This is a genomic window from Kluyvera intermedia (assembly GCF_034424175.1).
Taxonomy (GTDB): Bacteria; Pseudomonadota; Gammaproteobacteria; order Enterobacterales; family Enterobacteriaceae; genus Kluyvera; species Kluyvera intermedia.
The window spans coordinates 4148505-4174738 of the sequence record NZ_CP139986.1 but is presented as its reverse complement, the minus strand read 5'-3'; the positions used below and the strand labels follow the sequence as shown (position 1 = coordinate 4174738).

Annotated in this window: 26 protein-coding genes and 1 pseudogene; 22 read left to right on the top strand and 5 right to left on the bottom strand. The window is 52.1% G+C overall.

Annotated features, from left to right (window positions below; translation table 11 throughout):
- The first annotated feature begins 12 nt into the window (after window positions 1–12).
- The 8 genes from U0026_RS20090 to U0026_RS20055 all read left to right on the top strand — a co-directional run bounded on the left by U0026_RS20090 (window position 13) and on the right by U0026_RS20055 (window position 7773).
- Window positions 13–510, top strand: coding sequence for a fimbrial protein (locus tag U0026_RS20090; RefSeq protein ID WP_062777753.1), 498 nt, complete (start codon window positions 13–15; stop codon window positions 508–510).
- 25 nt (window positions 511–535) lie between these two features.
- A complete protein-coding gene (locus U0026_RS20085; RefSeq protein WP_126440897.1) occupies window positions 536–1060 on the top strand; it encodes a fimbrial protein in 525 nt (174 codons plus the stop codon).
- A gap of 9 nt (window positions 1061–1069) precedes the next feature.
- Window positions 1070–1777, top strand: coding sequence for a hypothetical protein (locus tag U0026_RS20080; protein ID WP_126440895.1), 708 nt, complete (start codon window positions 1070–1072; stop codon window positions 1775–1777).
- A 275-nt stretch (window positions 1778–2052) separates the two neighbouring features.
- The gene (locus U0026_RS20075; protein WP_062777755.1) at window positions 2053–2499 is read left to right on the top strand and encodes a hypothetical protein; all 447 of its coding nucleotides are present in this window, start codon (window positions 2053–2055) and stop codon (window positions 2497–2499) included.
- Entirely contained in the window at window positions 2496–3854 is a 1359-nt protein-coding gene (locus tag U0026_RS20070; RefSeq protein ID WP_062777756.1) for an FKBP-type peptidyl-prolyl cis-trans isomerase N-terminal domain-containing protein, read from the top strand. The genes U0026_RS20075 and U0026_RS20070 overlap by 4 nt, the downstream gene beginning before the upstream one ends.
- Window positions 3855–3878: 24 nt before the next feature.
- Entirely contained in the window at window positions 3879–4727 is an 849-nt protein-coding gene (locus tag U0026_RS20065) for a hypothetical protein (RefSeq protein ID WP_126440893.1), read from the top strand.
- 150 nt (window positions 4728–4877) lie between these two features.
- Window positions 4878–7238, top strand: a complete 2361-nt coding sequence (locus U0026_RS20060; protein ID WP_073971194.1) for an inverse autotransporter beta domain-containing protein — start codon at window positions 4878–4880, stop codon at window positions 7236–7238.
- Window positions 7239–7305: 67 nt separating this feature from the next.
- A complete protein-coding gene (locus U0026_RS20055; RefSeq protein ID WP_062777761.1) occupies window positions 7306–7773 on the top strand; it encodes a GIY-YIG nuclease family protein in 468 nt (155 codons plus the stop codon).
- Between the two features lie 476 nt (window positions 7774–8249).
- Here U0026_RS20055 and U0026_RS20050 read toward each other — a convergent pair whose 3' ends face one another.
- Window positions 8250–8552 (bottom strand): FaeA/PapI family transcriptional regulator, encoded by a 303-nt coding sequence (locus U0026_RS20050; RefSeq protein ID WP_164717420.1) that lies wholly within the window; start codon window positions 8550–8552, stop codon window positions 8250–8252.
- Between the two features lie 211 nt (window positions 8553–8763).
- On the opposite strand from U0026_RS20050, the gene U0026_RS20045 reads away from it, so the two are divergent.
- Window positions 8764–9519 carry a winged helix-turn-helix domain-containing protein gene (locus U0026_RS20045; protein ID WP_062777762.1) on the top strand — a complete coding sequence of 252 codons (756 nt, stop codon included), beginning with the start codon at window positions 8764–8766 and terminating at the stop codon, window positions 9517–9519.
- On the top strand, window positions 9520–10002 hold the full coding sequence (locus U0026_RS20040; protein ID WP_062777764.1) for a hypothetical protein: 483 nt from the start codon (window positions 9520–9522) through the stop codon (window positions 10000–10002). It abuts the gene before it with no gap.
- Between the two features lie 224 nt (window positions 10003–10226).
- On the opposite strand, the pseudogene U0026_RS20035 reads toward U0026_RS20040, so the two are convergent.
- A pseudogene (locus U0026_RS20035) lies at window positions 10227–11475 on the bottom strand (IS4 family transposase); the annotation flags it as partial.
- 112 nt (window positions 11476–11587) lie between these two features.
- Window positions 11588–12139 (bottom strand): ribosome biogenesis factor YjgA, encoded by a 552-nt coding sequence (gene yjgA / locus U0026_RS20030; protein ID WP_062777768.1) that lies wholly within the window; start codon window positions 12137–12139, stop codon window positions 11588–11590.
- Between the two features lie 106 nt (window positions 12140–12245).
- Here yjgA and pmbA point away from each other — a divergent pair, with 106 nt between their 5' ends.
- From pmbA to U0026_RS19970, 12 genes are all read left to right on the top strand, one after another.
- Window positions 12246–13586 (top strand): metalloprotease PmbA, encoded by a 1341-nt coding sequence (pmbA, locus tag U0026_RS20025; protein ID WP_062777769.1) that lies wholly within the window; start codon window positions 12246–12248, stop codon window positions 13584–13586.
- A gap of 61 nt (window positions 13587–13647) precedes the next feature.
- Window positions 13648–14034 (top strand): cytochrome b562, encoded by a 387-nt coding sequence (gene cybC / locus U0026_RS20020; protein ID WP_062777771.1) that lies wholly within the window; start codon window positions 13648–13650, stop codon window positions 14032–14034.
- A 287-nt stretch (window positions 14035–14321) separates the two neighbouring features.
- Window positions 14322–14660 (top strand): glycine dehydrogenase, encoded by a 339-nt coding sequence (locus U0026_RS20015; protein ID WP_062777773.1) that lies wholly within the window; start codon window positions 14322–14324, stop codon window positions 14658–14660.
- 10 nt (window positions 14661–14670) lie between these two features.
- Window positions 14671–15033 (top strand): SFCGS family glycine-rich protein, encoded by a 363-nt coding sequence (locus U0026_RS20010; RefSeq protein WP_062777774.1) that lies wholly within the window; start codon window positions 14671–14673, stop codon window positions 15031–15033.
- Window positions 15034–15035: 2 nt separating this feature from the next.
- Complete coding sequence (locus U0026_RS20005; RefSeq protein WP_062777776.1) at window positions 15036–15335, top strand: DUF4312 family protein; 300 nt, start codon at window positions 15036–15038, stop codon at window positions 15333–15335.
- Window positions 15336–15356: 21 nt separating this feature from the next.
- Window positions 15357–16133 (top strand): DUF4311 domain-containing protein, encoded by a 777-nt coding sequence (locus U0026_RS20000; RefSeq protein WP_062777778.1) that lies wholly within the window; start codon window positions 15357–15359, stop codon window positions 16131–16133.
- 12 nt (window positions 16134–16145) lie between these two features.
- Window positions 16146–16790: a DUF4310 family protein gene (locus tag U0026_RS19995; protein WP_062777780.1), complete on the top strand. Its 645-nt coding sequence runs from the start codon at window positions 16146–16148 to the stop codon at window positions 16788–16790.
- Window positions 16791–16858: 68 nt separating this feature from the next.
- Window positions 16859–17992, top strand: a complete 1134-nt coding sequence (locus U0026_RS19990; RefSeq protein ID WP_062777782.1) for an amidohydrolase/deacetylase family metallohydrolase — start codon at window positions 16859–16861, stop codon at window positions 17990–17992.
- A complete protein-coding gene (locus U0026_RS19985) occupies window positions 17976–19094 on the top strand; it encodes a DgaE family pyridoxal phosphate-dependent ammonia lyase (RefSeq protein ID WP_062777784.1) in 1119 nt (372 codons plus the stop codon). The genes U0026_RS19990 and U0026_RS19985 overlap by 17 nt, the downstream gene beginning before the upstream one ends.
- On the top strand, window positions 19091–19831 hold the full coding sequence (gene dagF / locus U0026_RS19980) for a 2-dehydro-3-deoxy-phosphogluconate aldolase (RefSeq protein ID WP_062777786.1): 741 nt from the start codon (window positions 19091–19093) through the stop codon (window positions 19829–19831). The genes U0026_RS19985 and dagF overlap by 4 nt, the downstream gene beginning before the upstream one ends.
- Window positions 19832–20008: 177 nt before the next feature.
- The gene (locus tag U0026_RS19975) at window positions 20009–21160 is read left to right on the top strand and encodes a lactonase family protein (protein ID WP_062777788.1); all 1152 of its coding nucleotides are present in this window, start codon (window positions 20009–20011) and stop codon (window positions 21158–21160) included.
- A 22-nt stretch (window positions 21161–21182) separates the two neighbouring features.
- Window positions 21183–23093 (top strand): BglG family transcription antiterminator, encoded by a 1911-nt coding sequence (locus tag U0026_RS19970; RefSeq protein WP_062777789.1) that lies wholly within the window; start codon window positions 21183–21185, stop codon window positions 23091–23093.
- A gap of 17 nt (window positions 23094–23110) precedes the next feature.
- Here the strand turns inward: U0026_RS19970 and nrdG are convergent, their stop codons facing one another.
- A complete protein-coding gene (gene nrdG, locus U0026_RS19965) occupies window positions 23111–23575 on the bottom strand; it encodes an anaerobic ribonucleoside-triphosphate reductase-activating protein (RefSeq protein WP_062777791.1) in 465 nt (154 codons plus the stop codon).
- A 204-nt stretch (window positions 23576–23779) separates the two neighbouring features.
- Window positions 23780–25918, bottom strand: coding sequence for an anaerobic ribonucleoside-triphosphate reductase (nrdD, locus tag U0026_RS19960; RefSeq protein ID WP_062777793.1), 2139 nt, complete (start codon window positions 25916–25918; stop codon window positions 23780–23782).
- Window positions 25919–26234 lie beyond the last annotated feature (316 nt).

Here is a 26234-nt window from a genome sequence, read left to right as displayed (position 1 = left end):
CAGGAGCAGGATATGAAACGAACAGTACTGGCAGGCATTCTGGCTTCTGCTATGACCGGTCTTCCGGGTCTGGTACAGGCTGATGCCGATATTCAGTTCCGGGGAACACTGATTGAGGCACCCCCGTGTGTTATCAATGACGGAGAGATGTATACCGTGGATTTTGGTGACGTGCTGATGAGCGGGATAAACACACCGGATTACACCAGAAACTTTGAAATCAAAGTGCAATGCGCTGTTGAACAAAATCTTCGCTTCCGGATTTCTGGTACACCGGGTTATGGCATCTGGGCTGATACGACGTTTGATACCGGGGTGGATGGACTGGGTATCAGTATTTATATGAAAGGTGAAGCCTGGCCCATTGCACCAAATAAATGGTTTGAACTTATCCCCTCAATGTACAGTAAAGGTGTGGTGGTTATGAGTGCGTCCTTGGTGGCTTTATCTACTGACCTGGCAGGGGGAGCGTTCAGGGCCGGAACCACTTTTGCCATAGACTACCCGTAATGACCGGGATGATGAGGATACAAACATGTTGATGAAAACAATGCGCTCAGCTCGCCGAAAAAGTATGGCGGTATGGGTATTGTATTGCCTGTTTATTTCCCCGGTCGTGACAGCAGCGGAGGGGGAAAACCTGGAGTTTATCGGAACGGTTATTATCCCTCCTCCGTGCTCACTGAACGATGATAAGACGATTGAGGTATCGTTTGGTGACAATATCGGGGTGAAGAAAGTGGCGAGTGGTATCTACCGGCAGCCGGTTCCGTTGAATCTGGAATGTGGAGATAGCTCACACAGCTGGCAACTGATGCTCAGCGTGTACGGAACCGATGCCGGATTTGATGCGGACAAGGCCACCGTTGTGACCACTGAGAAGCCGGACCTGGGGGTGAAATTATTTGCAGGTGGTCAGGCATTCACACTGGATAAAGCGATTAAGGTGAACGGCACAACGTTGCCGGAAATTGAGGCAGTGCTGGTTCAGCGGGATGGAGTGGAGTTGACAGAAGGAGATTTTACGGCAAAGGCCACGCTCAGGGCTTTTTATCAGTAGGATATTCGGATGAACATCATGTTAACTATTTTTCTAAAAAAACACACCTGGATTATTATTGCCCGTTTAGGAGTATTGCTGACGTCTCGTGTTAATGTATATGTATATTATGCCAACACAATAAAGATTGATGGTGAATATCGATATTTTACTGTTTTTCTGAAATCTATTGTATGTGACCAAGCAACTTATCTTAATACCATGGATGGCACTGTGCATCCATGCCTGGGGACAATAAAAGGTACGACTTCGGAGAGTAAAAACGTTACGTTATATGAAGGGTTTTATATTTCTCGAATGGTTAATGGTGTGGCGGTTAATTTGATTCATGCCCATCGTAGGACGTCTGCAATAACTTCTAATGACATAACCTGGGATAGAACATTTTCCAGTGTTCATGGTATTTACAGTGCAGGTCAACTTCTTCCTTTGCCAGAAGGCTGGATCCCAGGAGAGCGAATTTGTGTTTTAGCGGTGCTAACAGTAGTTCCATTTTTTCCACCAACTTATGGCTCGGTTATTTCCAAGGGAGATCTCAATTGTCGAGATGCTTCTCTTTCCCCACCAATACTTCCACTTGGAAGTTTTTTCTGTACACCAGAAAATGATATTAATCTGGACTTTAGGACGAGCAGTGTAGGCAATGTGGCTAACCAAGAAAGAGAGGCGAATCTGTCCGTATACTGCTCGGGAAAAATTGAAGAGTCAATGCCATAGCACCTTATGGTATTTATTTGTCAGGATTGATACCTGTTGCTTACCGGATAAAATTACTGGTCTGTATATGGGGTAAGGTGATGGCTGATTATAGTTTGTGTTTCCAGGATATTAACCGATATAGCGCTGCTGTTTTTATATTCTGTTGAGGATTATTTGGGAGCCCAGAGATGGCTTTTCCATGGACATCCGCAGCAGGCATTAAATGATGACTACAGTTGGAAGGGCCGCGACTGCTTTCCGGTAACTGTGTATTAGAAGGAGAATTAGCCCGCATGATATTGACCAGACCAGTGACGTTAATCATGGCCTGCTCCGTCATATTTCTGGTGCTGATGCTGACGGGCTGCCAGAGGAATGCCGTCAGGTCTGCAGTAACCAGTCCTGTGAAGGCCGGGATGCCCTCCGTTCCATCGAAACAGGGTATCTCTATTCCGGAGGCGCGGACTGCGATGAAGGAGGCGTCACGGTTAGAGTTGTGCAGGAAGGAGCTTGAGGCGCTGCAACGCCTGAGCGGAGCCTCTCCCCGGAAAGACTACCAGTCGCGCTTTGACACCCTGATGCTGGAGATTTCCCATTATTCCGGCCTGCGTGATGGGGCGGGAAACGATATCCGCGAGACGGTTGATGCCCTGTACCGATACCGGGTTAACCGTCTGTGTGCGGAAGTCCATCTGGCTTTACTGAACGGTCTGTCTGACCGGGGAGAGCAGGCAAAATGACGGCATATCGGCATATACCCGCTCCGGCACTGATAGCGCTCGGGGGCGCATTACTGCTCCCTCCGGCCGGCGCAGATGACGGTATTCCTGCTTTGCTGCAGTTTGCGGATTCGTGGCATCAGCAGCGGCAGAATACTTCAGCGGCGGGAGAGCCTGAAAAGCCCGCCGCGCAGGAGCAGAAAAAGGCGGATTTGCCACGTCAGATGCCCGCGGATTTATCCGTTATCCGGCGCATACAGCAGGAGGCTGACGCGCAAAAGCGTCGCCTGTCTCAGCAGAGCATCACGCTCCGGGAGCAGGCTCAGGAACTTGCTGCACTCCGACAAAAACTACGGGCAGGGGAAGAGGCCCTGGCGGCAGCGAAAGCGAAAATCAACGAACCCCGCGAGCAGACACCTGATACCCTCCGCCCACTACCGGAGTTGGGACTGTTCCGGCGGACGGTTGTGAATATCCGGGAAGCGCTGGGAGGTACACCTCAGGAGAAAGCGGCGGCCTCCCGCCTGCAGGAAGTGATGAACATGCTCCGTAGCCGCGAGAATGAACTGAAGGCGTCTGAGGAAAAGACGGTATCACAGGCTTCCGACCTGAAGGGAATAGAGCAACAGCTGCAGGCTAAAGAGGAGGAGGCGAACCAGATGGCCGTGCAGAGTCGTCTGGCAGAGGCGCGGCTGGAAACTCTCCAGTTGAGACGACCGGAAGTGCTGCGGGCAGAGGACATTACAACGGAGGAACAACGGCTGTCGTATGCGGCAGGGAGTGCACTTGGCGCGGACCTGCTGTCGGTGGTGGAAGAGCGGGAGGTGTCCGGCGTCATTCTGGAACGTGATGTTCTGTTGGCCGGGGTGACCGATGCTTTTCAGGGACAACTGGTGTTACCGGCAGTCGAGTTGGCGCAGATACTGAGTGATTCGGAACAGTCGCTGGAGCAGACCCGGGAAGCGCGGATGGCGGAAAACCGTCTCCGGGATGAGGTTTACGTCAACGCTTTCAAAAAACAGAAAGGAGTGAAGCGGTCCACGGCCGGGTTCTGGTACCGGGTGGAGTACGCTGGTGACAGCCCCATCCCGGAGGATGCGGTGGTGGATATTGTGGTGAAGGAATTGCTGACAGACGGGACGGTTGTGCAGGATATGGAGCTGACTCAGCAGGTGATGTCTCAACCCTTATCAAACTACCCACCATTATTCCGGGAGGCCATCGGACATCTGAATAATCACGGGAGTCTGACGATGGTGGTGCCGCCAGCGCTGGCTTACGGGGATGAGGGGTATCCGCCGAAGGTATTGCCGGGGGCTACGATGGTGTATGAGCTCAGAGTTAATGATGCAAATATATCTGGCTCATTCAATTAATTTTATTGCTTTAGGAAATAAGTAATGCAATATTCTAAATTAACTGTCTTCTTTATACTTTTAATTTTGAGTCCCCCTTCATTCAGTGGGGCTCCGAATGTAACTAGCGTTGAGTGGGCTTCGGAAACAAGTTTAAGGGTCACAGTGGTTAATAATAATTATATCCGAAATTATTATCACGTACTACATTCTCTGTTTAGTATTATTAGCCCTAATCAGATGAATAACAATTACCCAGACTCTTCAGGAGCAATTGCGGTAACACCAATGAAATACCTAGTTGGACACTATAATAAACACCATATGTTGAATATGCCTTATGTGGGTGGTTCTAGAATGACAGCAAAATTGGCTCTGGAACAGATGGGGACTAAAATGCCTGGCGTGTATATTATCGACGTTCCCTCTAATCTCTTGGAGTTATCGCCAAATGGATATTGTATTATCGCTGGCTTTGCATTTGGTTCAGATCCATCAAGTGGCATGTGGATAGCTGATGATTATACTGACCCTTGCAAATCAGGTGGGGCTATCGTCCCCCCCCCTCCAGCTTGGTGTGCTCCAGTAAACAATGTCTCTATTGACTTTGGTACTGTGAATCCATCAGATACGGAGACTCTTGAAAAAAGTGCATTGCTAAATATTTATTGTGCCGGTGCGGCCAGGTATATGCTGAAACTTTCGAATAATTCAGGTTCTGTTTCATTATCAAATGGCGGTGTGGCCAAAATAAAAATCGCAGGTGTTGCACCAGGTTCAATATTGTCATCAACAGCAGCAGGAACAACCAGTAAAACAATTACTGCTACCTTAGAAGGAGTCAAGGAGGGAGCTTTTCGGGGAACGTCGGTACTTCGCGTTGAAATGTTATAAGTAAGTACAGTATCTGATATTCAAAACTACTCAACGTGTAAGGGCATTGCTGAGATGCCCTTGTTATTGAATAAAAAGAGAAGGTGCAGTAAGTAGAAGGATAGTGTATTTGCTGGGCTAAATATAATGATAAAATAAAAGAGAAATAAAATGAATCGTCACAGAATGAAAATCTCCCTCAGTGTTTTTTGGTTTTTATTGTTAATTCCATTTTATTTGTCAGCTTCATATCATGGTATGACAGATGCAGAAAAGCAAACACATAAATCTGGTGCGATTCATTATTCTGACGCTCTTTCATTACTTTCCCAGACGGTTACCGGCAGTGCATCGGAGGCGGCCGCTGCTCAGCTGACTGACTGGATGAATGGCCAGGGGCAGGCCGACCTTCAGCTGAGTACGCGTTGTACGCTGTCTCAGTGGGAAATAAGCACCCGGTTGCTGTACCCCGTTCTGGAGCACGATGGCTGGATGATATTTGCTCAGGGAGGCTATTATCACCCTGATGACGCTCATCAGGCGAACGCAGGTACCGGCGTTCGCCTGTTTCAGGATACCTGGATGAGTGGCATTAACCTGTTTTTTGACCATGATTTCTCCCGGTCACATTCCCGGTTTGGCAGCGGTATTGAGTATGCCCGGGATTTTATATCGGTTTCCACCAATCTGTACCGGCGCATATCAGGCTGGCGGGACGACCGGTACCTGGCTGACTATCAGTCCAGACCGGCAAGCGGCTGGGACATTCGCACCCGCGGTTGGCTTCCCGCTTATCCTCATCTGGGCGGCAGACTGGCCGTTGAGCAATATTACGGCTCACGTGTCGCGATGCATGGCCGTCAGACCTTTCAGCATAACCCTTTAGCGTTCACCGCCGGTGTAAACTACACCCCCTTCCCTCTGATAACCGCCTCGCTTGACCAGAAAAGAGGCCCGGGCATATGGGATACACGATTCGGTATGTCCCTGAACTATATTCCGGGCACCCCTTGGCATCTGCAGATATCCCCTGACACTGTCGCACAGCAACGTTCACTGATAGGGGCACGGTATAGTTTTGTCGACCGGCACGATGAGATGGTTCTGGAATACCGTAAACAAGAACTCATCCGCCTGAGATTTCCACCGGAACTGCGCGGCGTCGGACAGACGGTGGTGTCGTTTGCCCCTGTAATTACATCAAAATACTCCATAAAGAGACTGGAGCTGGACGAGGCTGAACTGGTCCGTGCCGGAGGTGGCATTGTATCGGTATCACCGGCGCTGGTTTCCGTCCGGTTGCCTTTCTGGCGCCCGGACCCGGTTCGTCTAACCGGTGTGGCAGTGGACCAGCGGGGAAATCGCTCTGCGATGGCGGTGACTCAGATTTATACCACCCGTGCTCAGCATCAGCTGATGCTGGATGCGGATAAACAGGAAGCCCGGGCGAACGGAATGGACGCGGTGATGTTCACCGCCCGGGTATCAGACCCGTCCGGTCAGCCTCTGGCCGGTGTATCGGTCAGGTTCGGCACGAAAATCGGTCAGTTGTCTGCAGAGGAAGGGGTGACGGATACCGCCGGACAGTTTGCCGTCTGGCTGACGAGTGAACAGGCTGGAGAGGCGCAGGTAACTGCCCGGTCCGGTGGGCAGCAGGTAGTGCATTCAGGCGTCCGTTTTACTGCTGCTGAGCAGGGAGAAATATCGGTAAGCAAGCGGACTGCGCTGGCAAGCGGCGAGGACAAGGTAGGGGTTACCCTAACCCTGAAAGATGCCAGAGGTAAAGGCGTGTCGGGCAGGGATGTTAACTGGAGTACATCTCTGGGTTCGCTGTCAGTTCCGCTGAGTAAAACAGACCAGAACGGACAGGCCCGGGTGGTGTTGGTCAGCCTGACTCCCGGAGTGGGAGCTGTTTCCGCATCAACTACGTCCGGGACCTGGAATTCAGAATCGATAACATTCAGGGCCATGGATGTCACTGTGACCTCGTCGGTCTCACAGATAACGTCCAGTGGTTATGACCCGGCGTTATATACCGTCACGGTCCGTCGCGCTGACGGGACCCCCCTGAGAGGCGAGCAGGTCAGATGGGAGAGCAACCTGGGGACCCTGTCAGTATTATCTGCGGTCACTGACGGTCAGGGCCAGGCCAGTGTGCTGCTAACCAGCCGGGATACCGGAGTGGCAAAAGTCGTGGTGACGGTGGGCGAGGAAGCGCACCGGGCTCCGGACGTGACGGTGGTGGAATATCTGCGCACGTTTCTGACAGGGAGCCCGATGGCCTCCATCAATGGCAGAGACTCCGTCATTATAACGCTGACGGTGGAAGATCGCGACTGGCAGCCGCTGGTCGGCGAGAGGGTCCGGTGGACAACGACCCGGGGAACCTTGTCAGATAACGTGACCGTAACGGATAAAAGCGGGCACACCTTTGTGACGGTGGACAGTGCGGAAGCGGGAACCGCAAAAGTTACAGCGGATGTTCGCGGTAATACCCAGACCCACACCATTAACTTTGGCGCGGCGGACTGATTGTGGATGTTTTTGATGATGGAGTACAGGCTCAACCCTTTCATGTACAGGAACATGAAAGTCTTTAATGGAAGAGGAATGGTTGATGACCTCTTCAGGAGAAATAAAGTTTATGGCCGGAATTACGGTAACACTCGATTTTGATGGATACTGGCGTGAAGTCAATAAGAAATTTTTACCAGATCAGTCGGGAATATATTGTGTCTATGCCAGTACGTTTAATTCTGAAAAGAAAACGGTGTCAGTCAGGAAATTGATTTATATCGGTGAATCTGCCGATGTCTGTCAACGACTGGCAACCCATAACAAACTGGAAGACTGGAAGAAACATCTGACGTCAGGTGAAACATTATGCTATGCCGTTGCAAAAATACCTCCAGCCAGTCGGGTTCGGGTTGAGGCTGCATTGATTAATAAACTGACCCCACCCGAAAATAGCGAATATACCGGGGAGTTCCCCTACAATAAAACAACTGTGAATAGCGCGGGGAGATGTCTTTATTTACCTGAAACAGTATCAGTCGGTGGGTTGTAGCATCCTCTGAGAAATTAATTCCCCGTTTTTTTGATATCGTTCGGTCTTGATGACAACGAGTAATAAATGCAATGGAAAGAGCAAGAGGTTAATTTAACTTAATCTCTTGCTCATTTTAATTATAAATTATGCTTGTCTGATTGCGCACGTGATACAGAGTATTCTTCAATTATTGCTGCGATTTAAAAGAAAAAAAGGTATTTTAAACTGTCTATTTTGGTGAGGTTGTGAGTGGTCATAATATCGGAACTCCCTGTCCTGATCTGGTATATATTAACACTACCCGTTGAACGCATCCCCCCAAAATAGCGCAGGATCATGTGGTGAAAAACATAGTATGGTCTGTCATGATGGTCTCTATATTCATTTATAATATATGCTTGGATTATTCTTGTAATTCATAATTGATGATGATCAGATTGTTGTCTGAGACTGGTTGTTATGAATGGTTATGGCTTAAATTAATATATCTGATGTCACACTCCACACACACCAATATTATTTAAGAACCACGTGTGAGACTTGCCTAATGAATCAGAATTTGCAAAATTCATATCCTGTAGTTTAAGAAGATAGTATCTCGCTGAGTAGATTGAGATATTACATATGAGAGCAACCTCTTTTGTACTAACCCCTTTAGAACCATAATCAATGAGACACATAGCTACTGCTTTAAATGTTTCATGTTTTCTAATTGACTTAGCATCATCATCAAAAAGGTCATTCTTGCTATTAAATAATATCGAGCGAAGTGCCGTACCGGCGATTGATGCCGTCATAATATTTATTCCCGAACCAACAATGTATGCCGCTATGGTAGGTCCGGGAAAATGTGTTAGATAGTTGTATCGCCAATACGCAAGTATACAGATGATTATCCTGTTAATCATCGTTAATTAATAACTTGACTCTTCTGTATGTGTTATAATTTTTTCTAAGAAAAGTCTTGCGACCGTTAGCACAGTCAGACACTCTATCAAGGAAAACGAGATGTACTACATGCTTAACAATGAAGTTAAATTTCGTCCGGAGGATGGGGCTATATGGGTAGGCGACCTTTCTGACGAAAATGAGCCCCTGGTGCTAACCCTGACGGAACGGCGTCTTTTTCTACTATTGCTTGAAGAACAAGGGCATGTTTTAACAAGGAATGATATCTTTCACCGGGTCTGGGAATGCTGGGGTCTTGAAGGGTCAAATAATAGCCTGAATCATTTTATTTCCAGATTACGCAAAGTTTTGGATATATTTGGACTACCTGAAACAACTATTCAGACCGTACCCCGTATTGGTTTTATGTTAAGCAGTGATCTGGATATCCAACAAGTTAAATTAAAACACCCAATTCCTTCTGATAAAACTCCCCACCCATTTTTTCAATCGTATATTTCAATATGTTTTTTAATATTGTCAATTATGGCCTCTGCTATCATATATTTTTATCCTGTCAGTAGCGCATCTCACCAGAATGCTACTGAATACATAGGGGGTATTCAGCAGTGCAGCATTTACTCTCTGATTTCACCGTTAGATCTTGATAAAGCATTATTGATGCATAATGCAGCCAAATTGATTGTTGATAATAAATTATCCTGCGAACAAAAAAGTACTGTATTTTTCTATTTAGATAAAAAATCTATTTTTTATAATGGTGGGAAGATCTTTATTGCATTCTGTGCAGAAGGTAAGGATGATATTAATAATTGTATTAACATCATGGATAGAAACTGGAAAGGTATTAAGTAGATGAAAGCAAATAAAATACAATTTTTTTTAGTGGCTTTTGGAGTAATGCTTTTAGTTTGTGCTGTGTTATATAAGCTTTTTACTAGGGCTTTTTCACCTGAGTTCAGTTGTGAGTCATTCTTTCATCAAACAGAAAATGGTAGTAGTTATATTTTTGATGCCAGTTATTCATTTTATTTTTATAAAGATGGTTCAGGTATTATATCCGCAGATGGGAACGTTGAGTACAATGGTAAAAAATACATACTCAGGAGGCAGGCTTCAATACAGTTCACACCTGTAGGGAACGGCATCTGGAAATTGACAGCAGTAAATGAAACTCTTAACGCCAGTGATAATACCCCTGATGAAATTTACTCACGATATTTTTTTGACAGAGACAAACAGGCAGGTAGATACATATCTATATACAGAATAAATGATAGCCATTGGCTTATTGGTAGTCTCAAATATCCAGCATTTCTTTGTAAATCCCAACAGTAATTATCCGGCCTTCAGCCAGACAGAAAAGAAGGTTTCAGGAGAGAAAAGTCAGTACGGATCTGTGCCAAGTCATCTTCGGACATGTCTGATCTCCTCATTCAGGCCAGTGATCCCCCCCCGCTTGCAGCGTGATGTCTAACTGGCGGTATCTGGTGTCGGTCTTGTCCTCCGGTGCGGTATGTAGTGGCACAGTAAATTTGGCCACCTGATTAAAGGTGACTTTCCCTTCTTGTCGGTAATTTTACCAGCTGCCCCACACTTTCAAGATCACGCATCAGCTCCGGGATTCGCCCCGGTGAAGCACCCTGCAGAGTCATCAGCATTCTCATTACCATTCCACATGATCCTGAGAAGCTCAGCTGATTCGGCCAGTATCCTTTCAGATGTCCCACCATCTTAATTATCTGATACCTCACCAGATTATAAGCCAGCAAGACGCCCCACAGTTCCTGCTCCACAAGCTCCGGCTTTTTACTTCTCAGCATCAGCCTGCTCAGTTGCATCGTCTGTTTTATCTCCCTGTATCTCAGTTCGATCTCCCATCGATGGCTGTACAGGTCTGCCATTTCTCCCCCCGGGTAACGCATGGCATCCGTCATTGACGTCAGCAGATGACAGACCTTTCCTTTGCGCGTCACGGTCAGCAGGCGGGCTGTCATCTCATTTCCCAGACCCGGCCACTTTTTTCGTGCCTGTGGGCTGGCTTTCAGCGTGACCAGATGATCGCCTTTGCCCAGTTTTCTGACCTCTTCGTACTGCGCTCCCTTTCTGAGGGGATCATCCAGTGCCGGTGCTTTCCCGCCTGGCTCCAGGCGTTTAACAGCCCCAGTGAGTAATATCCTTTATCCATTAACGTCAGGGTGTTATCGCCGGTTTGCTCTATAAGTTGCCCGGCAAGCTCATTTTCACTGTTTTTCATCGTGCCGAAGGCCGCTGCCGTCAGCAGATGGCTGGTCAGCTCCATCTGGCAGACCATTTTGACCTGCGGGTAGAGTGCCGCCTTCCCCCGCCATGCGTATGGCGGGGGAAGGCGGCATCGTTCTCTGGTGTGTCCGGTGTGCGCCAGAACACACCATCGATAGCCAGCAGGGTCAGGCCACACCAGTTCGGGTGCGGCGTGGCGTTATGCCAGAGCTGTGCTGTTTGCGTGAACACGCGGCGGACGGCTTCGCTTCCCAGACGCTGTTGTGCCTGGATCACGGCGCTGGGCACCACGAAGGGACGGCTGCCCGACAGCATGATGTCCAGACGATTGACGATCTGATGGCGGGGGTCTTTACGTTCGAGTGCCATGCCGACAATGCACCAGACCATCATTTCCAGCGGCAGACGGCGCTTGCGCAGGGTGACGGTGCCGGATTCTTCAAGACAGCGGGAAATAAGTTCCGGGTCCAGATAGTCGCCCAGAGAAGTCAGAGGGTTATGCAGGGGATCGTAACGGGATACTAGATCAAGAGCCTGTCCAATGTGCATAAAAAAATCCGGAAACGGGTGAGCATTTCCGGATTCTTACACAGCCACTGGATCGGTCAACCGATCCTTAACTGATCGGCATTACTCACAGCGGAGGGCATTTTGCAGAGACTTAATCCTGGTTTTCAGCCAGCTCACGCAGATACTGGTAAATCTGACGGGCGGATTTCGGCGGCTTATTGCCTTCTTTCTCTTTCTTAGCGTTGCGAACCAATGAACGCAGTTGCTGACGGTCGGCGTCAGGCCACAGGTTCAGCACGTCTTCAATTGCGTCGTCGTTACCTTCAATCAGGCGGTCACGCAGCATTTCCAGTTTATGGAACAGTACAACCTGCTGGTTGTGACGGTTCTTCAGCTTGTCCAGCGCCTGGCGGAAAGGTTCCACGTCGCGCTGACGCAGCATTTTACCAATCAGCTGCAGCTGGCGGCGGCGGCCTTCCATCTTAATACGCTGCGCCAGTTCAATGGCGGCGCGCAGGTCGGCATCCAGCGGAATTTTATCCAGGGCATTTTTACCCAGGGCAACCAGTTCTGCGCCAAGCTTTTTCAGCTCTTCAGCATCACGTTTAATTTCACTCTTACTGACCCAGATAATTTCATCATCTTCGTCCTCGATATCATCACCGGGGACTTCGTCGAGCCAGTCTTCGGGCTGCTTTGTCATTTCAGGCTCCTTAAAAAAGAGGCTAATACTAACAGCTTGAACGCATACTGAGAAAGGGTTCTCTGTTAGACTTCATTTAACTTTACCTCAGATTATGGCTTAGACGATGAAAGTGATCACACAAGTTGCACAACAACGTATTGCGCTGGAAAAAGCGGTCTCCATGGCGCTAGAGCTGGCGGCCAGCAAATCAGATGGTGCGGAAGTCGCGGTTAGCAAGACCACCGGTATTGGCGTCAGCACCCGTTATGGTGAAGTCGAAAACGTCGAATTTAATAGCGATGGGGCGCTGGGGATCACCGTCTATCACCAGAATCAGAAAGGTAGCGCCTCCTCCACAGACCTCAGTCCAGATGCCATCGCACGTACCGTGCAGGCGGCGCTGGATATTGCCCGTTACACCTCGCCGGATCCGTGTGCAGGCGTGGCAGATAAAGATCTGCTGGCCTTTGATGCCCCGGATCTTGACCTGTTCCACCCGGCGGAAGTCTCCCCGGATGAAGCCATTGAAATGGCGTCCCGCGCCGAGCAGGCATCGCTGAAGGCGGATAAGCGCATCACCAATACCGAAGGCGGCAGCTTTAACAGTCACTACGGCATCAAAGTCTTCGGTAACAGCCACGGCATGCTGCAAAGCTACTGCTCAACGCGCCATTCCCTGTCCAGTTGCGTGATTGCCGAAGTGAACGGTGATATGGAACGTGACTACGCCTACACCATTGGCCGTGCGCTGAGTGACCTGCAATCGCCAGAGTGGGTGGGTGAAGAGTGCGCGCGTCGTACGCTCTCGCGTCTTGAGCCGCGTAAACTCTCCACCATGAAAGCACCGGTCATTTTTGCCAATGAAGTGGCAACGGGCCTGTTTGGTCATCTGGTCGGTGCGATTGCCGGTGGTTCGGTGTACCGGAAATCGACTTTCCTGCTGGACTCGCTGGGCGAGCAGATCCTGCCGGAATGGCTGACGATTGAAGAACATCCGCACCTGCTGAAGGGGCTGGCGTCGACGCCGTTCGATGGCGAAGGCGTGCGTACTGAGCGTCGCGATATCATCAAAGATGGCGTGCTGACCCAGTGGCTTTTGACCAACTACTCTGCACGTAAACTGGGGCTGAAAAGCACCGGTCATGCGGGTGGCATCCATAACTGGCGTATTGCCGGGCGTGGTCTAAGTTTTGAAAAGTTGCTTAAAGAGATGGGCACGGGTCTTGTCGTCACCGAACTGATGGGGCAGGGTGTGAGTGGTATCACTGGCGACTATTCGCGCGGTGCATCCGGCTTCTGGGTTGAGAACGGCGAAATTCAGTATCCGGTGAGTGAAATCACCATTGCCGGCAACCTGAAAGATATGTGGCGCAATATGGTCACGATTGCTGACGATATTGAGACACGCAGTAATATCCAATGTGGTTCTGTACTGCTTCCGGAGATGAAAATCGCTGGGCAGTAATCACGTACCGGGCGCATCCTGCTGCGCCCGTTTGCTTAAATAATAAAAAAGGAAGTGAGCAATGCGTAAAACACTGGTAGCGATGTTGGCGGTCTCCGCTTTTGCCTTCGGTTCGGCTTCAGCCTTTGCCGACTTAGGCGAAGACATGGATACGTTGGCGGAAAATCTGCAAATAGTGCAGAAAACCTCTGATGCCGGCGAGCTGAAAGATGCGCTGGGTAAAATGCGCGTCGCAGCGAGCGATGCGCAAAAAGAGACCCCACCAAAGCTGGAAAGCAAAACTGCTGACAGCGCAGAAATGAAAGATTATCGCCACGGTTTCGATATCCTGATTGGCCAGATTGATGGCGCAATCAAGCTTGCAAACGAAGGCAAAATTAAAGAAGCACAAGCTGCGGCGGAAGAGTTTAAAACCACCCGCAACACCTATCATAAGAAGTACCGCTAAGCCATATTCAGGGAAGCGTCAGCCGACGTTTCCCTCATTCCTTTCGCAAAACTCCCTCGACATCACACTTTTGACCTTCGTTTTGCCATTCGCTTTTCCTATCGTCATCCTCTGCAATCGTGACATTCATCACGCGAATATATCGATATCGTGAGATTCGTGACGAATGTGTGAGTCAGATCACCCAGCCCGTCTCCCTTTCCACTTCGAAGTGGAAAACAACTCGCTACAAACTCCACCTCCCCGGCGTTAGGTTTATCCCCAGAGACATTAGCGGGGTAACACGAGTGAATAACGGAGCGGTAACACACGACGTAGAGGAGCAGACGGCGCAGACCGAACAGCTGGCAGACAAGATGTTGCAGCAGGTGTTCGCCTTGTTACACCGTCGCGGTATCACCCCTAACGACGTGCAGGAGCAAATGTTGACGTCCCACGTTCGGGCGATGGCCCATCGGTCAATCAGCGGCGAGCCGCTACCGGAAGTGGACGCCAGCCTGTTTGAAGAGATTTCAGAAGACTCAATGAATCTGGCTCGCGACGTGGTCGCGGAATTCGGCAATCTGCCAAAAGAAGAGGCGTGGCTACTGTCCGTCCACTTCGAAGTCGCAAAAGAAAACCTGTAAGGAGCAACACATGGAACAGATCACTTTAGTTATTGGCGACCGTCTGGGTAAAGGCCAAAAAGTTGCCGCTGGCGCGGAGAAAGCCGGTGCTCGTGCAGTTGTCGTACCGGGTGTGGCCGCTGACATGAAGCTTGGTGACATGATGAAAGCGGAAAACGCCACCTTCGGCATCTCCTTCTGCGGCAGCGGTGGCGCAGGTGCAATCACGGCACAAAACAAATACGGCTACAAAGCGAAATACGGCATGCGTTCAGTGGAAGAGGGCGTTACCGCCATCAATGAAGGCTACAACGTGCTGGGCTTCGGTTTTATGGATAAAGAAGAGCTGGGCGAGCGCCTGGTTGAAGCCTGGAAGAAGAAGTACGGCGCGTGAACATGAAAGAGCAATTCACCACCACGGTGAGGGTAACGGGTAAAGGCGAAAGCAAAACACGCGCATTCGCCGATGCCCTGAACCATGTGCAGGCTGCGGTGATGAAAACATCATCGCACATATTATTGCGTATTGAGCCACAGGACGTGGCGGTGATTTATGCGCGTGAAGCGGTACGAAAAGAGGCCTTTCTGTTCTTCTTTTTGCGCCGTGAACGACGAGCGTACAGCGTGGAGCTGGACGTTACCGTCAACGTGACCGCCATTGATATCGATAAAGTGGATTTCGTCACGCCAACCTGATTTTTACCTAAGGGTTAGATTATGTTCCTGATAATTTTAATAAAATCGCTCATTATCGGCGGCCTGGTGGGCGTCGGTGTGGGCGCCGGAGCGGCACGCATGTTTCATGCGCCTACCACCCAGGGGATGGGGGCGTTTCGTACGTTGGGCGAGCTGAACTCCTGTGAAGGTGATCCAGCCTCCCACTTCTCCTTTGGCCTCGGCTTCTTCTTTAACGCCTGGGCTTCTTCCGTTGCAGCAGGGGCATTCACCCAGGACGTTGACCACCGCATTATCCCAAACTGGGGTGCCGCGGCGCTGATGATGAAAAATCGCAACGTCGGCGAGACGCTGCATGATCCGAAGAAAATGGCTATTGCCTGCGGCATCATCGGCATGATTGTGGTTGCCTTCCTTAACCTGACGGCCTCTTCCGTACCTCAGGCGTTGCAGGTCACCGCCGTTAAGGTTCTGGTTCCGGCAGCAAACCTGCTGGTGAATACCGTGATGCCGGTGATCTTCTGGCTGGCGGCAATCGACGCCGGTAAAAAATCAGGTTTCTGGGCGACTATCTTCGGCGGCGCTGCGCAGCTGATTATGGGTAACGCCGTACCGGGCCTGGTGCTGGGTATTCTGATTGGTAAGGGCGTAGAAGAAAGCGGCTGGCACCGCGTCACCAAAGTGATGATGGGTGCGATCGTTGCGCTGTTTGTCCTGAGCGCCTTCTTCCGCGGCTTCGATATGAAAATGATCGAATCCTTCCACATGACCGTGCCGAATTGGCTGGATCTGATCCACAACTCAATCAGCGGCAAATAACGGGAGCCTGACATGGAACAAAATAAAGGTTTTTGGTATGCCGACTGGTCGTTCCCGATCTTCGTGGGCCTGCTCTCTTCCGGCGTCTTTGCCGGGACACACATGTACTACCTGTATGGTATTGGCGCGTTTAACGAGGTTGCCTTTGTGGCGATGCTCAAAGCGGGGATTGATACCGGTGCTTACGGCGCAGTGGCGGCATTCGGTGCAAGCTTCCTGTTCGCTCGTATTATCGAAGGCTCGCTGGTGGGGATTCTGGACATCGGTGGTGCTATTCAAACTGGCGTGGGTTTAGGCGTTCCGGCGCTGCTGCTGGGTGCGGGCATCATGTTCCCGGTGACTAACTTTATTGCCTCGCTGATTACCGGGCTGGTGATTGGTCTGGCGATTGGCTACATCATCATTCTGGCGCGTAAGTTCACCATCAACCAAAGCGACTCGACCTACGGGGCCGACGTGATGATGGGTGCGGGTAACGCCTCAGGCCGTTTCCTTGGGCCGTTGATTATCTTAAGCGCCATGACCGCCTCGATTCCTATCGGTGTCGGTTCGCTGGTGGGTGCGCTGATTTTCTATGTCTGGCAGAAGCCGATTACCGGCGGTGCGATCCTCGGCGCGATGCTGTTGGGTTCCATCTTCCCGGTAGCGATTAGCTGATTTGTTGTTGTAGGCCTGATGGCGCTGCGCTTATCAGGCCTACACGCCCCTTTCTACAGGAGAGAAATATGTTCGATTTACTCCTGCGCCGTGCGCGCCTTGTCGACGATACCCTGACTGATATCGCCATTCAGGACGGTTCAATCGCGGCGCTGGGCGAGATTAACGCGCCCTCGCAAAATACCATCGACCTGGACGGCAACTACTACGTTAGCGCGGGTTGGATTGATTCCCACGTCCACTGCTACCCGAACTCACCGATTTACCACGACCAGCCAGACAGCGTCGGCATCGCCACCGGTGTCACCACAGTCATTGATGCAGGCAGTACGGGCGCAGACGACGTTGACGATTTCTATCAACTTACCCGGCAAGCGACCACCGATGTCTATGCGCTGCTTAATATCTCCCGCGTAGGGCTAATTGCGCAGAACGAACTGGCGAATATGGCCAACATCGATGCCGATGCGGTCAAGCAAGCGGTGCAGCGTTATCCCGATTTTATCGTCGGCCTGAAAGCGCGCATGAGCAGTAGCGTGGTGGGTGAAAACGGCATTACGCCGCTGGAACGGGCGAAAGTCATTCAGCAGGAAAATGGTGGCCTGCCGCTGATGGTGCACATTGGCAACAACCCGCCGAACCTCGACGAAATCGCCGACCTGCTGAGTTCCGGCGACATCATCACCCACTGCTATAACGGCAAACCTAACCGCATCCTGACGCCATCCGGCGAGCTGAAAAGCGCGGTGACCCGGGCATTGCAGCGCGGCGTGCGCCTTGATGTTGGTCACGGCACAGCAAGCTTTAGCTTTGAAGTGGCGCGTCGGGCGATTGCGATGGGGATTTTGCCGGACACCATTAGCTCAGATATTTACTGTCGCAACCGTATCGACGGCCCGGTGCGCTCGCTGGCGCTGGTGATGTCGAAATTCCTCGCCATCGGCATGTCGTTGCCACAGGTTATCGCCTGCGTCACCGCCAACGCCGCAGACGGGTTGCGTCTTACGCACAAAGGTCGGCTGGAAGTGGGTTATGACGCCGACCTGACGCTGTTTACCGTTGCATCAACCCCAACGCTGTTGGTGGATGCCGAAAAAGAGAGCCTTCAGGCTGACAAGATTCTGCTGCCGCTTGCCGCGATTCGCGCGGGCAAGGGCTATTTGACCGAACAAGGGAGCGCGGAAAATGCCTTCAATTTTTGAGAAGTACAATTTAAAACAAGTCATTAATACGTCAGGTCGTATGACGGCGCTGGGCGTTTCTACGCCGCGTCCGGAAGTGGTGGAAGCCGCGCTGGCGGGCATGAACCAGTATTTTGAGATGAAAGACCTGGTCAATAAAACCGGTGACTACATCGCCAAATTGCTGGACGTAGAAGGGGCAACCGTTGTCTCCTGCGCCTCGGCGGGCATTGCTCAGTCGGTGGCGGCAGTGCTGGTGAAAGACAGTGACTGGCTGCTGGAAAACCTCCACGTTACGCCTGTGGAGAATAACGAAATCGTCCTGCCGAAAGGCCATAACGTAAACTTTGGCGCACCGGTAGGTACCATGGTGGCGCTGGGTGGCGGCAAACTGGTGGAAGCGGGTTATGCCAATGAATGTTCCGCCGATCAGCTGGCGGCGGCGATTACCCCGCGCACGGCGGCGATTCTGTACATCAAATCGCACCACTGTGTGCAGAAAAGCATGCTCAGCGTTGAGCAGGCTGCGGTGGTTGCGCGTCACCATAATCTGCCGCTGATTGTTGATGCCGCAGCGGAAGAAGATCTGCAATGTTACTACCGCGTCGGCGCGGACCTGGTTATCTACAGCGGTGCGAAAGCGATTGAAGGGCCGACCAGTGGCCTGGTGATTGGCAAAACGCAGTACGTTGAGTGGGTAAAGCGCCAGTCGATGGGCATTGGCCGCGCCATGAAAGTCGGCAAGGAAGGCATCCTCGGCCTGACCTGTGCCATTGAACATTATCTGACTGCGCGCAAAGAGAGCGGCGATGAGATGGTGGCGAAAATGACCCCGTTTATTGACCAGCTCAACACGCTCAATGGCGTGACTGCCCGCGTGGTCTGGGACAGCGCCGGGCGTGACATTGCCCGTGCCGAAATCAAATTCGATGAAGCCGTGACTGGCATCGCTACCGGCGAGTTGGTTAACGCACTCAAGCAGGGCGAATACGCTATCTATTTCCGTGGCTATAAAGCCAACGAGGGCATTATTGAAGCCGACGTCCGCAGCGTTGATGCGCAGCAGTTGGAGATTGTCTCTCGTCGCATTGCTGAAGTTCTTAACAAGGAGAAAACCGCATGAAACTGACCCCGAATTTTTACCGCGATCGTGTTTGCCTGAACGTTCTGGCAGGCAGCAAGGATAACGCCCGTGACATTTACGAGGCGGCGGAAGGTCATGTGTTGGTTGGCGTGCTCTCCAAAAATTACCCGGATGTGGCCAGTGCCGTTGCCGATATGCGCGAGTATGCGCAGCTCATTGATAACGCGCTGTCCGTTGGGCTGGGCGCGGGTGATCCGAATCAATCGGCAATGGTGAGCGAGATTTCTCGTCAGGTACAGCCGCAGCACGTGAATCAGGTATTCACCGGTGTCGCCACCAGCCGTGCGTTGCTGGGGCAAAACGAGACGGTGGTGAATGGTCTGGTTTCCCCGACCGGTACCGTGGGCATGGTCAAAATCTCCACCGGCCCGCTCTCCAGCACCACGCCTGACGGCATTGTGCCGCTGGAAACCGCCATTGCGCTGCTTAAAGATATGGGCGGCAGCTCGATTAAGTACTTCCCGATGGGTGGCCTGAAGTATCGCGATGAGTTTATTGCGGTGGCGGAAGCCTGTGCGCGCCACGATTTCTGGCTGGAACCAACGGGGGGGATCGATCTGGACAATTACAGTGAGATCCTGAAAATTGCGCTGGATGCTGGAGTTAGCAAAATCATCCCCCATATCTATAGTTCTATTATTGATAAGGCCAGCGGTAATACTCGTCCGGGTGATGTGCGCCAACTGCTGGAGATGACTAAACAATTAGTGAAGTAGTGCGATTGTTCCCCCTCACCCTAACCCTCTCCCCATAGGGGAGAGGGGACCGATCGTGCAACTGGCACGTATGTTTTTCTCCCTCGCCGAGGGGAACATCTGGTCTTCTCCCTCGCCCCTTTGGGGAGAGGGCCGGGGTGAGGGGAAAAACGCGCACCAAACCACCAAGGAGCCACCATGCCCACCGCTCACCACCTGCTTGCCGCCTCACTCTCCCTGCTCGCCGCCAGCGCCATCGCACAACCGCAGTATGCCTGGGTTGGCACCTACAATCCTAACGGGCAAGGCCTGTATCGTTTTATCGTGGATGAAAAAACGGGTGAACTGCGCGACAAAATCCTGGTAGGCTCACTACCGGACGTCGCGCAACTGACCGTCTCGCACGATGGCAAAACGCTCTATGCCGCCAGTGAGGTGGACCAGGGCGTGGTGCAGGCATGGAGTATTGGCAATGATGGCGAGTTGACCAGCCTGAATCAGGTTACATCCGCAGGTGCGGGCCCGGTATTCCTTTCCCTAACGCCGAACGGTGGCCATCTGCTGGTGGCAAACTACGTGAGCGGTTCGGTCGCCGTGCTGCCGGTGAAAGGGGATGGTAGCCTCGGCGAAGCGGTAGATGTCCATCAGGATAGTGGCCCAACCGGTGCCGTGCGCCCGGAAGCTGCCGTGGAAGGCAGCTTTGCCATCAGCGGTCACAGCAGCCCGCATGCACATATGATTTCAGCCGATCCCAGCGGGCAGTTTGTCTACAGCACTGACCTCGGTCTGGACCGGATTTATCAGTATCGTATCGACAACGCCAGCGGCAAGCTGACGCCAAACGATCCGCCGTTTATCGCCGCTTCATCGGCAGGCGCCGGGCCGCGTCACTTCGTCTTTACCCCGACAGGGGACGGACTGTGGCTGGTGAACGAAGAGGCTTCTACGCTGACGTTTTATCATCTCGATAAAACCAGCGGTTTGCTGCGTGAAGGCCAAACCGTCTCCACATTGCCCGACGGTTACAAAGGCACCAGCTTTGCTTCCGGCCTGGTGCTAAGCCCCGACGGAAAGCAGCTCTATGTCGCGAACCGTCTGCATAACAGCATCGCCCACTTTAGCGTGATGGCCGATGGTCGCTTGAGCCGTCAGGACGATGTCTGGACGCGCGGCGACTACCCAAGAACGTTAACGCTGGATAATCAAGGCCATTGGCTGTACGTCATGAACCAGCGCAGTGACAATATCACCCGCTTTAGCGTCGCGCCGAAGGGCGGTAAGCTGACGTTTTCGCCGGACTATACCCCGGTTGGCAGCCCATCCCAGATGGTGATTTCTGCAAAACCCTAAGCCGTAAAATCAAGGAACCGACATGCGATTTCCCAACCAACGTTTAGCGCAACTCTTTAGCCTGCTGCAAAACGAAACGCTGCCCCAGGATGAACTGGCACAGCGGCTGTCGGTCTCAACCCGTACCGTGCGCGCCGATATCACCGCACTAAACTCGCTGTTGATCCCCTACGGCGCCCAGTTTGTCCTGACCCGCGGTAGCGGCTACCAGTTGGTCATCGACGATCCTTCGCGCTATCAGACGCTGGAAGACGCCACGCCTAAGCCGCAGGCCATTCCACGTAGCGGCCAGGATCGTATCGCGTTTTTGTTGGTGCGTTTTCTGACCTCGGCTTTTTCGGTAAAGCTTGAGGATCTCGCAGATGAGTGGTTTATCAGCCGCGCAACCTTGCAGAGCGATATGGTCGATGTGCGCGAGCGTTTTGCGCGCTATCAACTGACGCTGGAGACGCGTCCACGCCACGGCATGAAGCTATTTGGCAGTGAAGTGTCGATTCGCGCCTGTTTGACCGACCTGCTGTGGGAGCTTAGCCAGCAGGGCGCACTGAACCCGCTTATTCGCGAGGAAACCTTTGATGCCAGCGTGTTAGCGCAGTTGGAAGCCGGGTTACAGGATATCCTGACGCGCCACCAGGTGCGCTTGACCGACGCGGGCGAGCGCTTTATCTGCTTGTATGGCGCGGTGGTGACACGCCGCGTCAGTGAGGGTTTTCCGCTGGTGGATTTCCGCGCGGAAGATGTGGCGCAAAACGTTCGCGATGTGGCCCATGATGTTGCCGGTGAACTCCAGCGACTGGCGGGAAAACCATTTTCTGCGGCGGAAGAAGAGTGGCTCTGCGTACACATTGCCGCACGTCAGGTGCAGGATGTGGATCCGGGTACCATCAGCGCCGACGACGACGAAGCGCTGGTCAATTACATCCTGCGGTATATCAACCAGCAATATAACTACAACCTGCTGGAAGACGCCCAGTTGCATGCCGATCTGCTGACGCATATCAAAACCATGATCACCCGCGTGCGCTACCAGATAATGATCCCCAATCCGCTGCTCGACAACATTAAACAGCACTACCCGATGGCGTGGGATATGACGCTGGCGGCGGTATCGAGTTGGGGCAAATACACCCCGTACGCGATAAGCGAAAACGAGATCGGTTTCCTGGTGCTGCACATCGGCGTCGGCCTTGAGCGCCACTACAATATTGGCTATCAGCGTCAACCGAAGGTGCTGCTGGTCTGCGATGCGGGCAATGCAATGGCGCGAATGATAGAAGCGATTTTGCAGCGTAAATACCCGCAGGTTGAGGTTGTCTCAACGCTTTCCCAGCGTGAATATGAACAGCTGGAGGCGATAACGGAAGACTTTGTTATTTCGACCGCGCGTATTAGCGAAAAAGATAAACCCATCGTCACGATCGCGCCGTTCCCAACCGACTACCAGTTGGATCAAATTGGCAAGCTGGTGTTGGTAGACCGCACCCGTCCGTTTATGCTGAACAAGTACTTCGACGAGGCCCATTTCCGGGTGATTGATGCATCGATGGATCAGCAAACGTTGTTTGCTGAACTCTGCCAGCAGCTTGAATCGGAAGGCTTTGTTGACGCCGAATTCTATGATTCGGTGGTGGAGCGTGAAGCGATTGTCAGCACCATGCTGGGTGACGGTATCGCACTGCCGCACGCATTGGGGTTGCTGGCGAAAAAGACGGTGGTCTACACCGTTATCGCGCCCGACGGTATTGTCTGGGGCGATGAAACCGCGCACATCATCTTCTTGTTAGCGATTAGCAAAAGCGAGTATGAAGAGGCGATGGCGATCTACGATATCTTCGTCACTTTCTTGCGTGAACGCGCGATGACACGGCTTGCCGCGACGCGTAGTTTTGAGGAGTTTAAAACGATGGCGATGGAGTGCGTCAGCCGGTTTTAAACGGCTGACGCAGGAGATTACCGCAGGTGATGCACTACCTGATTGCTGCTTCCGCGCCAGATAAGCGCCGGGTCTTTTAAGTCCTGCACGAACTTGCCATCGACCAGCACGTTGATGAGGTTCACGACTTCCATCTGCGCCGCGTTCAGTTCATCCAGCTTGTAGCCCGTCCACACCCAGATATCTTTGCCAGAGCATTCGGCATGGATGCGTTGCACCAGTTTCAGGATTTCCGGCACGTTCTGCGGGTGCAGCGGGTCGCCGCCGGAAAGGGTGATCCCCTGGCGTTTGACGCGCGTATCGTTCAGATCGGCAATGATGCGGTCAGCCATCTCTTCGGTGAATGGCTGGCCGGAGTTTACGCGCCAGGTGCTCTTGTTGTAGCAGCCGGGACATTCATGAACGCAGCCGGAAACGAACAGCGTGCAGCGTGTGCCGGGGCCGTTGACGATATCGACCGGGTAATACTGGTGGTAATTCATTTTCGCTTCTCAATTAACGCCATAACTGCGTTGGCTGCACTCACTCACCCTGGTCACTTACTTATGTAAGCTCCCAGGGATTCCTTCGTTTGCCGCCTTGCTCTGACGTTAATTGCTTCGCGAAAAACGAGGGCGCAATGCGCTGTGAGCGGTTCCCTCTCCCCTGTGGGGAGAGGGTTAGGGTGAGGGGAAAATCGCGCGGAATTAACCGAGCTGCCCGTTACCCAGATGTTTCACACGGCGCTTCACTTCTTCTTGCTTACCGGCGTTGAACGGACGCGCATCCGGGCTGCCGAGGTAGCCGCACACGCGGCGGGTAACGGAGACGCGCGCCGCGTCGTGGTTACCGCATTTCGGGCAGGTGAAGCCTTTGCTGGTGCATTCAAACTCACCGGTAAAACCGCACTCGTAGCATTCATCGATTGGCGTGTTGGTCCCGTAGTACGGCACGTGCTTGTAGCTGTAATCCCACACGTCTTCCAGCGCTTTCAGGTTGTGCTGAATGTTCGGGTACTCGCCGTAGCAAATGAAACCACCGTTAGCGATTGGCGGATAGGCCGCTTCAAAATCGATTTTGTCGTACGGATTCACCTTCTTCTCCACGTCGAGGTGGAAGCTGTTGGTGTAATAGCCTTTGTCGGTCACGCCTTCTACCAGGCCAAACTCGGCGGTATCCAGACGGCAGAAACGGTCGCACAGGTTCTCGCTCGGCGTGCTGTACAGGCTGAAACCGTAGCCGGTTTCGTCTTTCCACTGGTCAACGGCATCACGCAGACGCTGAACGATGGCAACGCCTTTTTCACGCAGCATTTCGCTGTCGTACATGTGGCTGTTGCCGAACAGGGCGTTGATAGTTTCGTGGATCCCGATGTAGCCCAGTGAAATTGACGCACGGCCATTCTTGAAGATTTCAGACACATCGTCGTCGGCTTTCAGACGAACGCCGCAAGCGCCTTCCATGTAGAGGATAGGTGCGACACGGGCTTTCACGCCTTCCAGACGCGCAATGCGGGTCATCAGCGCTTTACGCGCCAGCAGCAGACGTTCGTCCAGCAGCGTCCAGAATGCGGCTTCATCGCCTTTAGCTTCCAGCGCAATACGCGGCAGGTTGAGGCTAATCACGCCGAGGTTGTTACGCCCATCATGTACCTGCTCGCCGTCCTCGTTTTCCCACACGCCGAGGAAGCTGCGGCAACCCATTGGCGTTTTGAATGAACCGGTAACCTTAACCACCTGATCGTAGTTGAGAATGTCTGGGTACATGCGCTTGCTTGCGCACTCCAGCGCCAGCTGTTTGATGTCGTAGTTGGCGTCGCCCGGCTTGTGGTTCAGACCGTCGCGAATGGCGAAGACCAGTTTCGGGAACACCGCCGTTTTACGGTTTTTACCCAGACCCGCTATGCGGTTGCGCAGAATAGACTGCTGAATCAGACGTGATTCCCAGGTGGTTCCCAGACCAAAACCAAAGGTGACGAACGGTGTCTGGCCGTTGGCGGTATGCAGCGTATTCACCTCATACTCCAGCGACTGGAAGGCGTCGTAGCACTCTTTCTCGGTGCGAGAAAGGGCATACTCTTCGGCGTTCGGGATCTGCCACTCTTCTGCGGTTTTACTGTGCTTTTTAAAGCTCTCGGTCACGAACGGTGCCAGAACTTCATCAATACGGTTAATGGTGGTGCCGCCGTAAATGTGGCTGGCTACCTGCGCGATGATCTGTGCGGTAACCGCGGTGGCAGTAGAGATAGATTTTGGCGGCTCAATTTCCGCGTTACCCATCTTAAAGCCCTGAGTCAGCATGCCTTTCAGATCGATAAGCATACAGTTGAACATCGGGAAGAATGGGGAATAGTCGAGGTCGTGGTAGTGAAGCATGCCACGCTCGTGCGCCATCACTACGTCGTGCGGCAGCAGGTGCTGACGCGCATAGTGCTTGGCCACGATACCGGCCAGCAGGTCGCGCTGGGTTGGGATGACTTTACTGTCTTTGTTGGCGTTTTCGTTCAGTAACGCTGAGTTGGTCTGCTCAACCAGACCGCGAATTTCCTGATTCAGACGGCCGCGCTTTTCGCGCTGGCTGTCGCGGTCATGGCGATATTCGATATAAGAACGAGCCAACTGCTTGTACGGCCCGGACATCAGCTGATTCTCAACGGCGGTCTGAATTTCGTTGATATCGACCTGCGGTTGGTCCTGCATTTGTTGGCTAACGATTGCTGCGACGGTGGCGCAATAGTCTGCGTCATCGACTCCCGCTGCTTTAGCTGCACGTAGAATGGCTTCTTTAATGCGCTCTGATTTGAATGGCACTTTACAGCCATCTCGTTTCATCACATGCGGTGTCATGATCACTCCATTATTTATAAGAACAGGTTATCCACAGAGGTGGGAAAAGGGCAATTGGCGTAATAGCGCCAGTCACCAATACTTTCCCTCACTCGCGGCCCAGGTTATCCACATACCCACTATCTTTTTCGTGATTCTTGTTGTTGCAATGATAGTCGATAAATACCATATGTTGGGCCGGGAAGCATTTTAAGTTCTATATGTAGTGATTTGCACCAAAGATGTTTGCGGTTTTATTGATTCAGGACAAAGTAAAAATGCAAGAGTACAGATGGCAGGCGTTGTGGAGAATGTAAATTGTGTTGCGCAATAATTG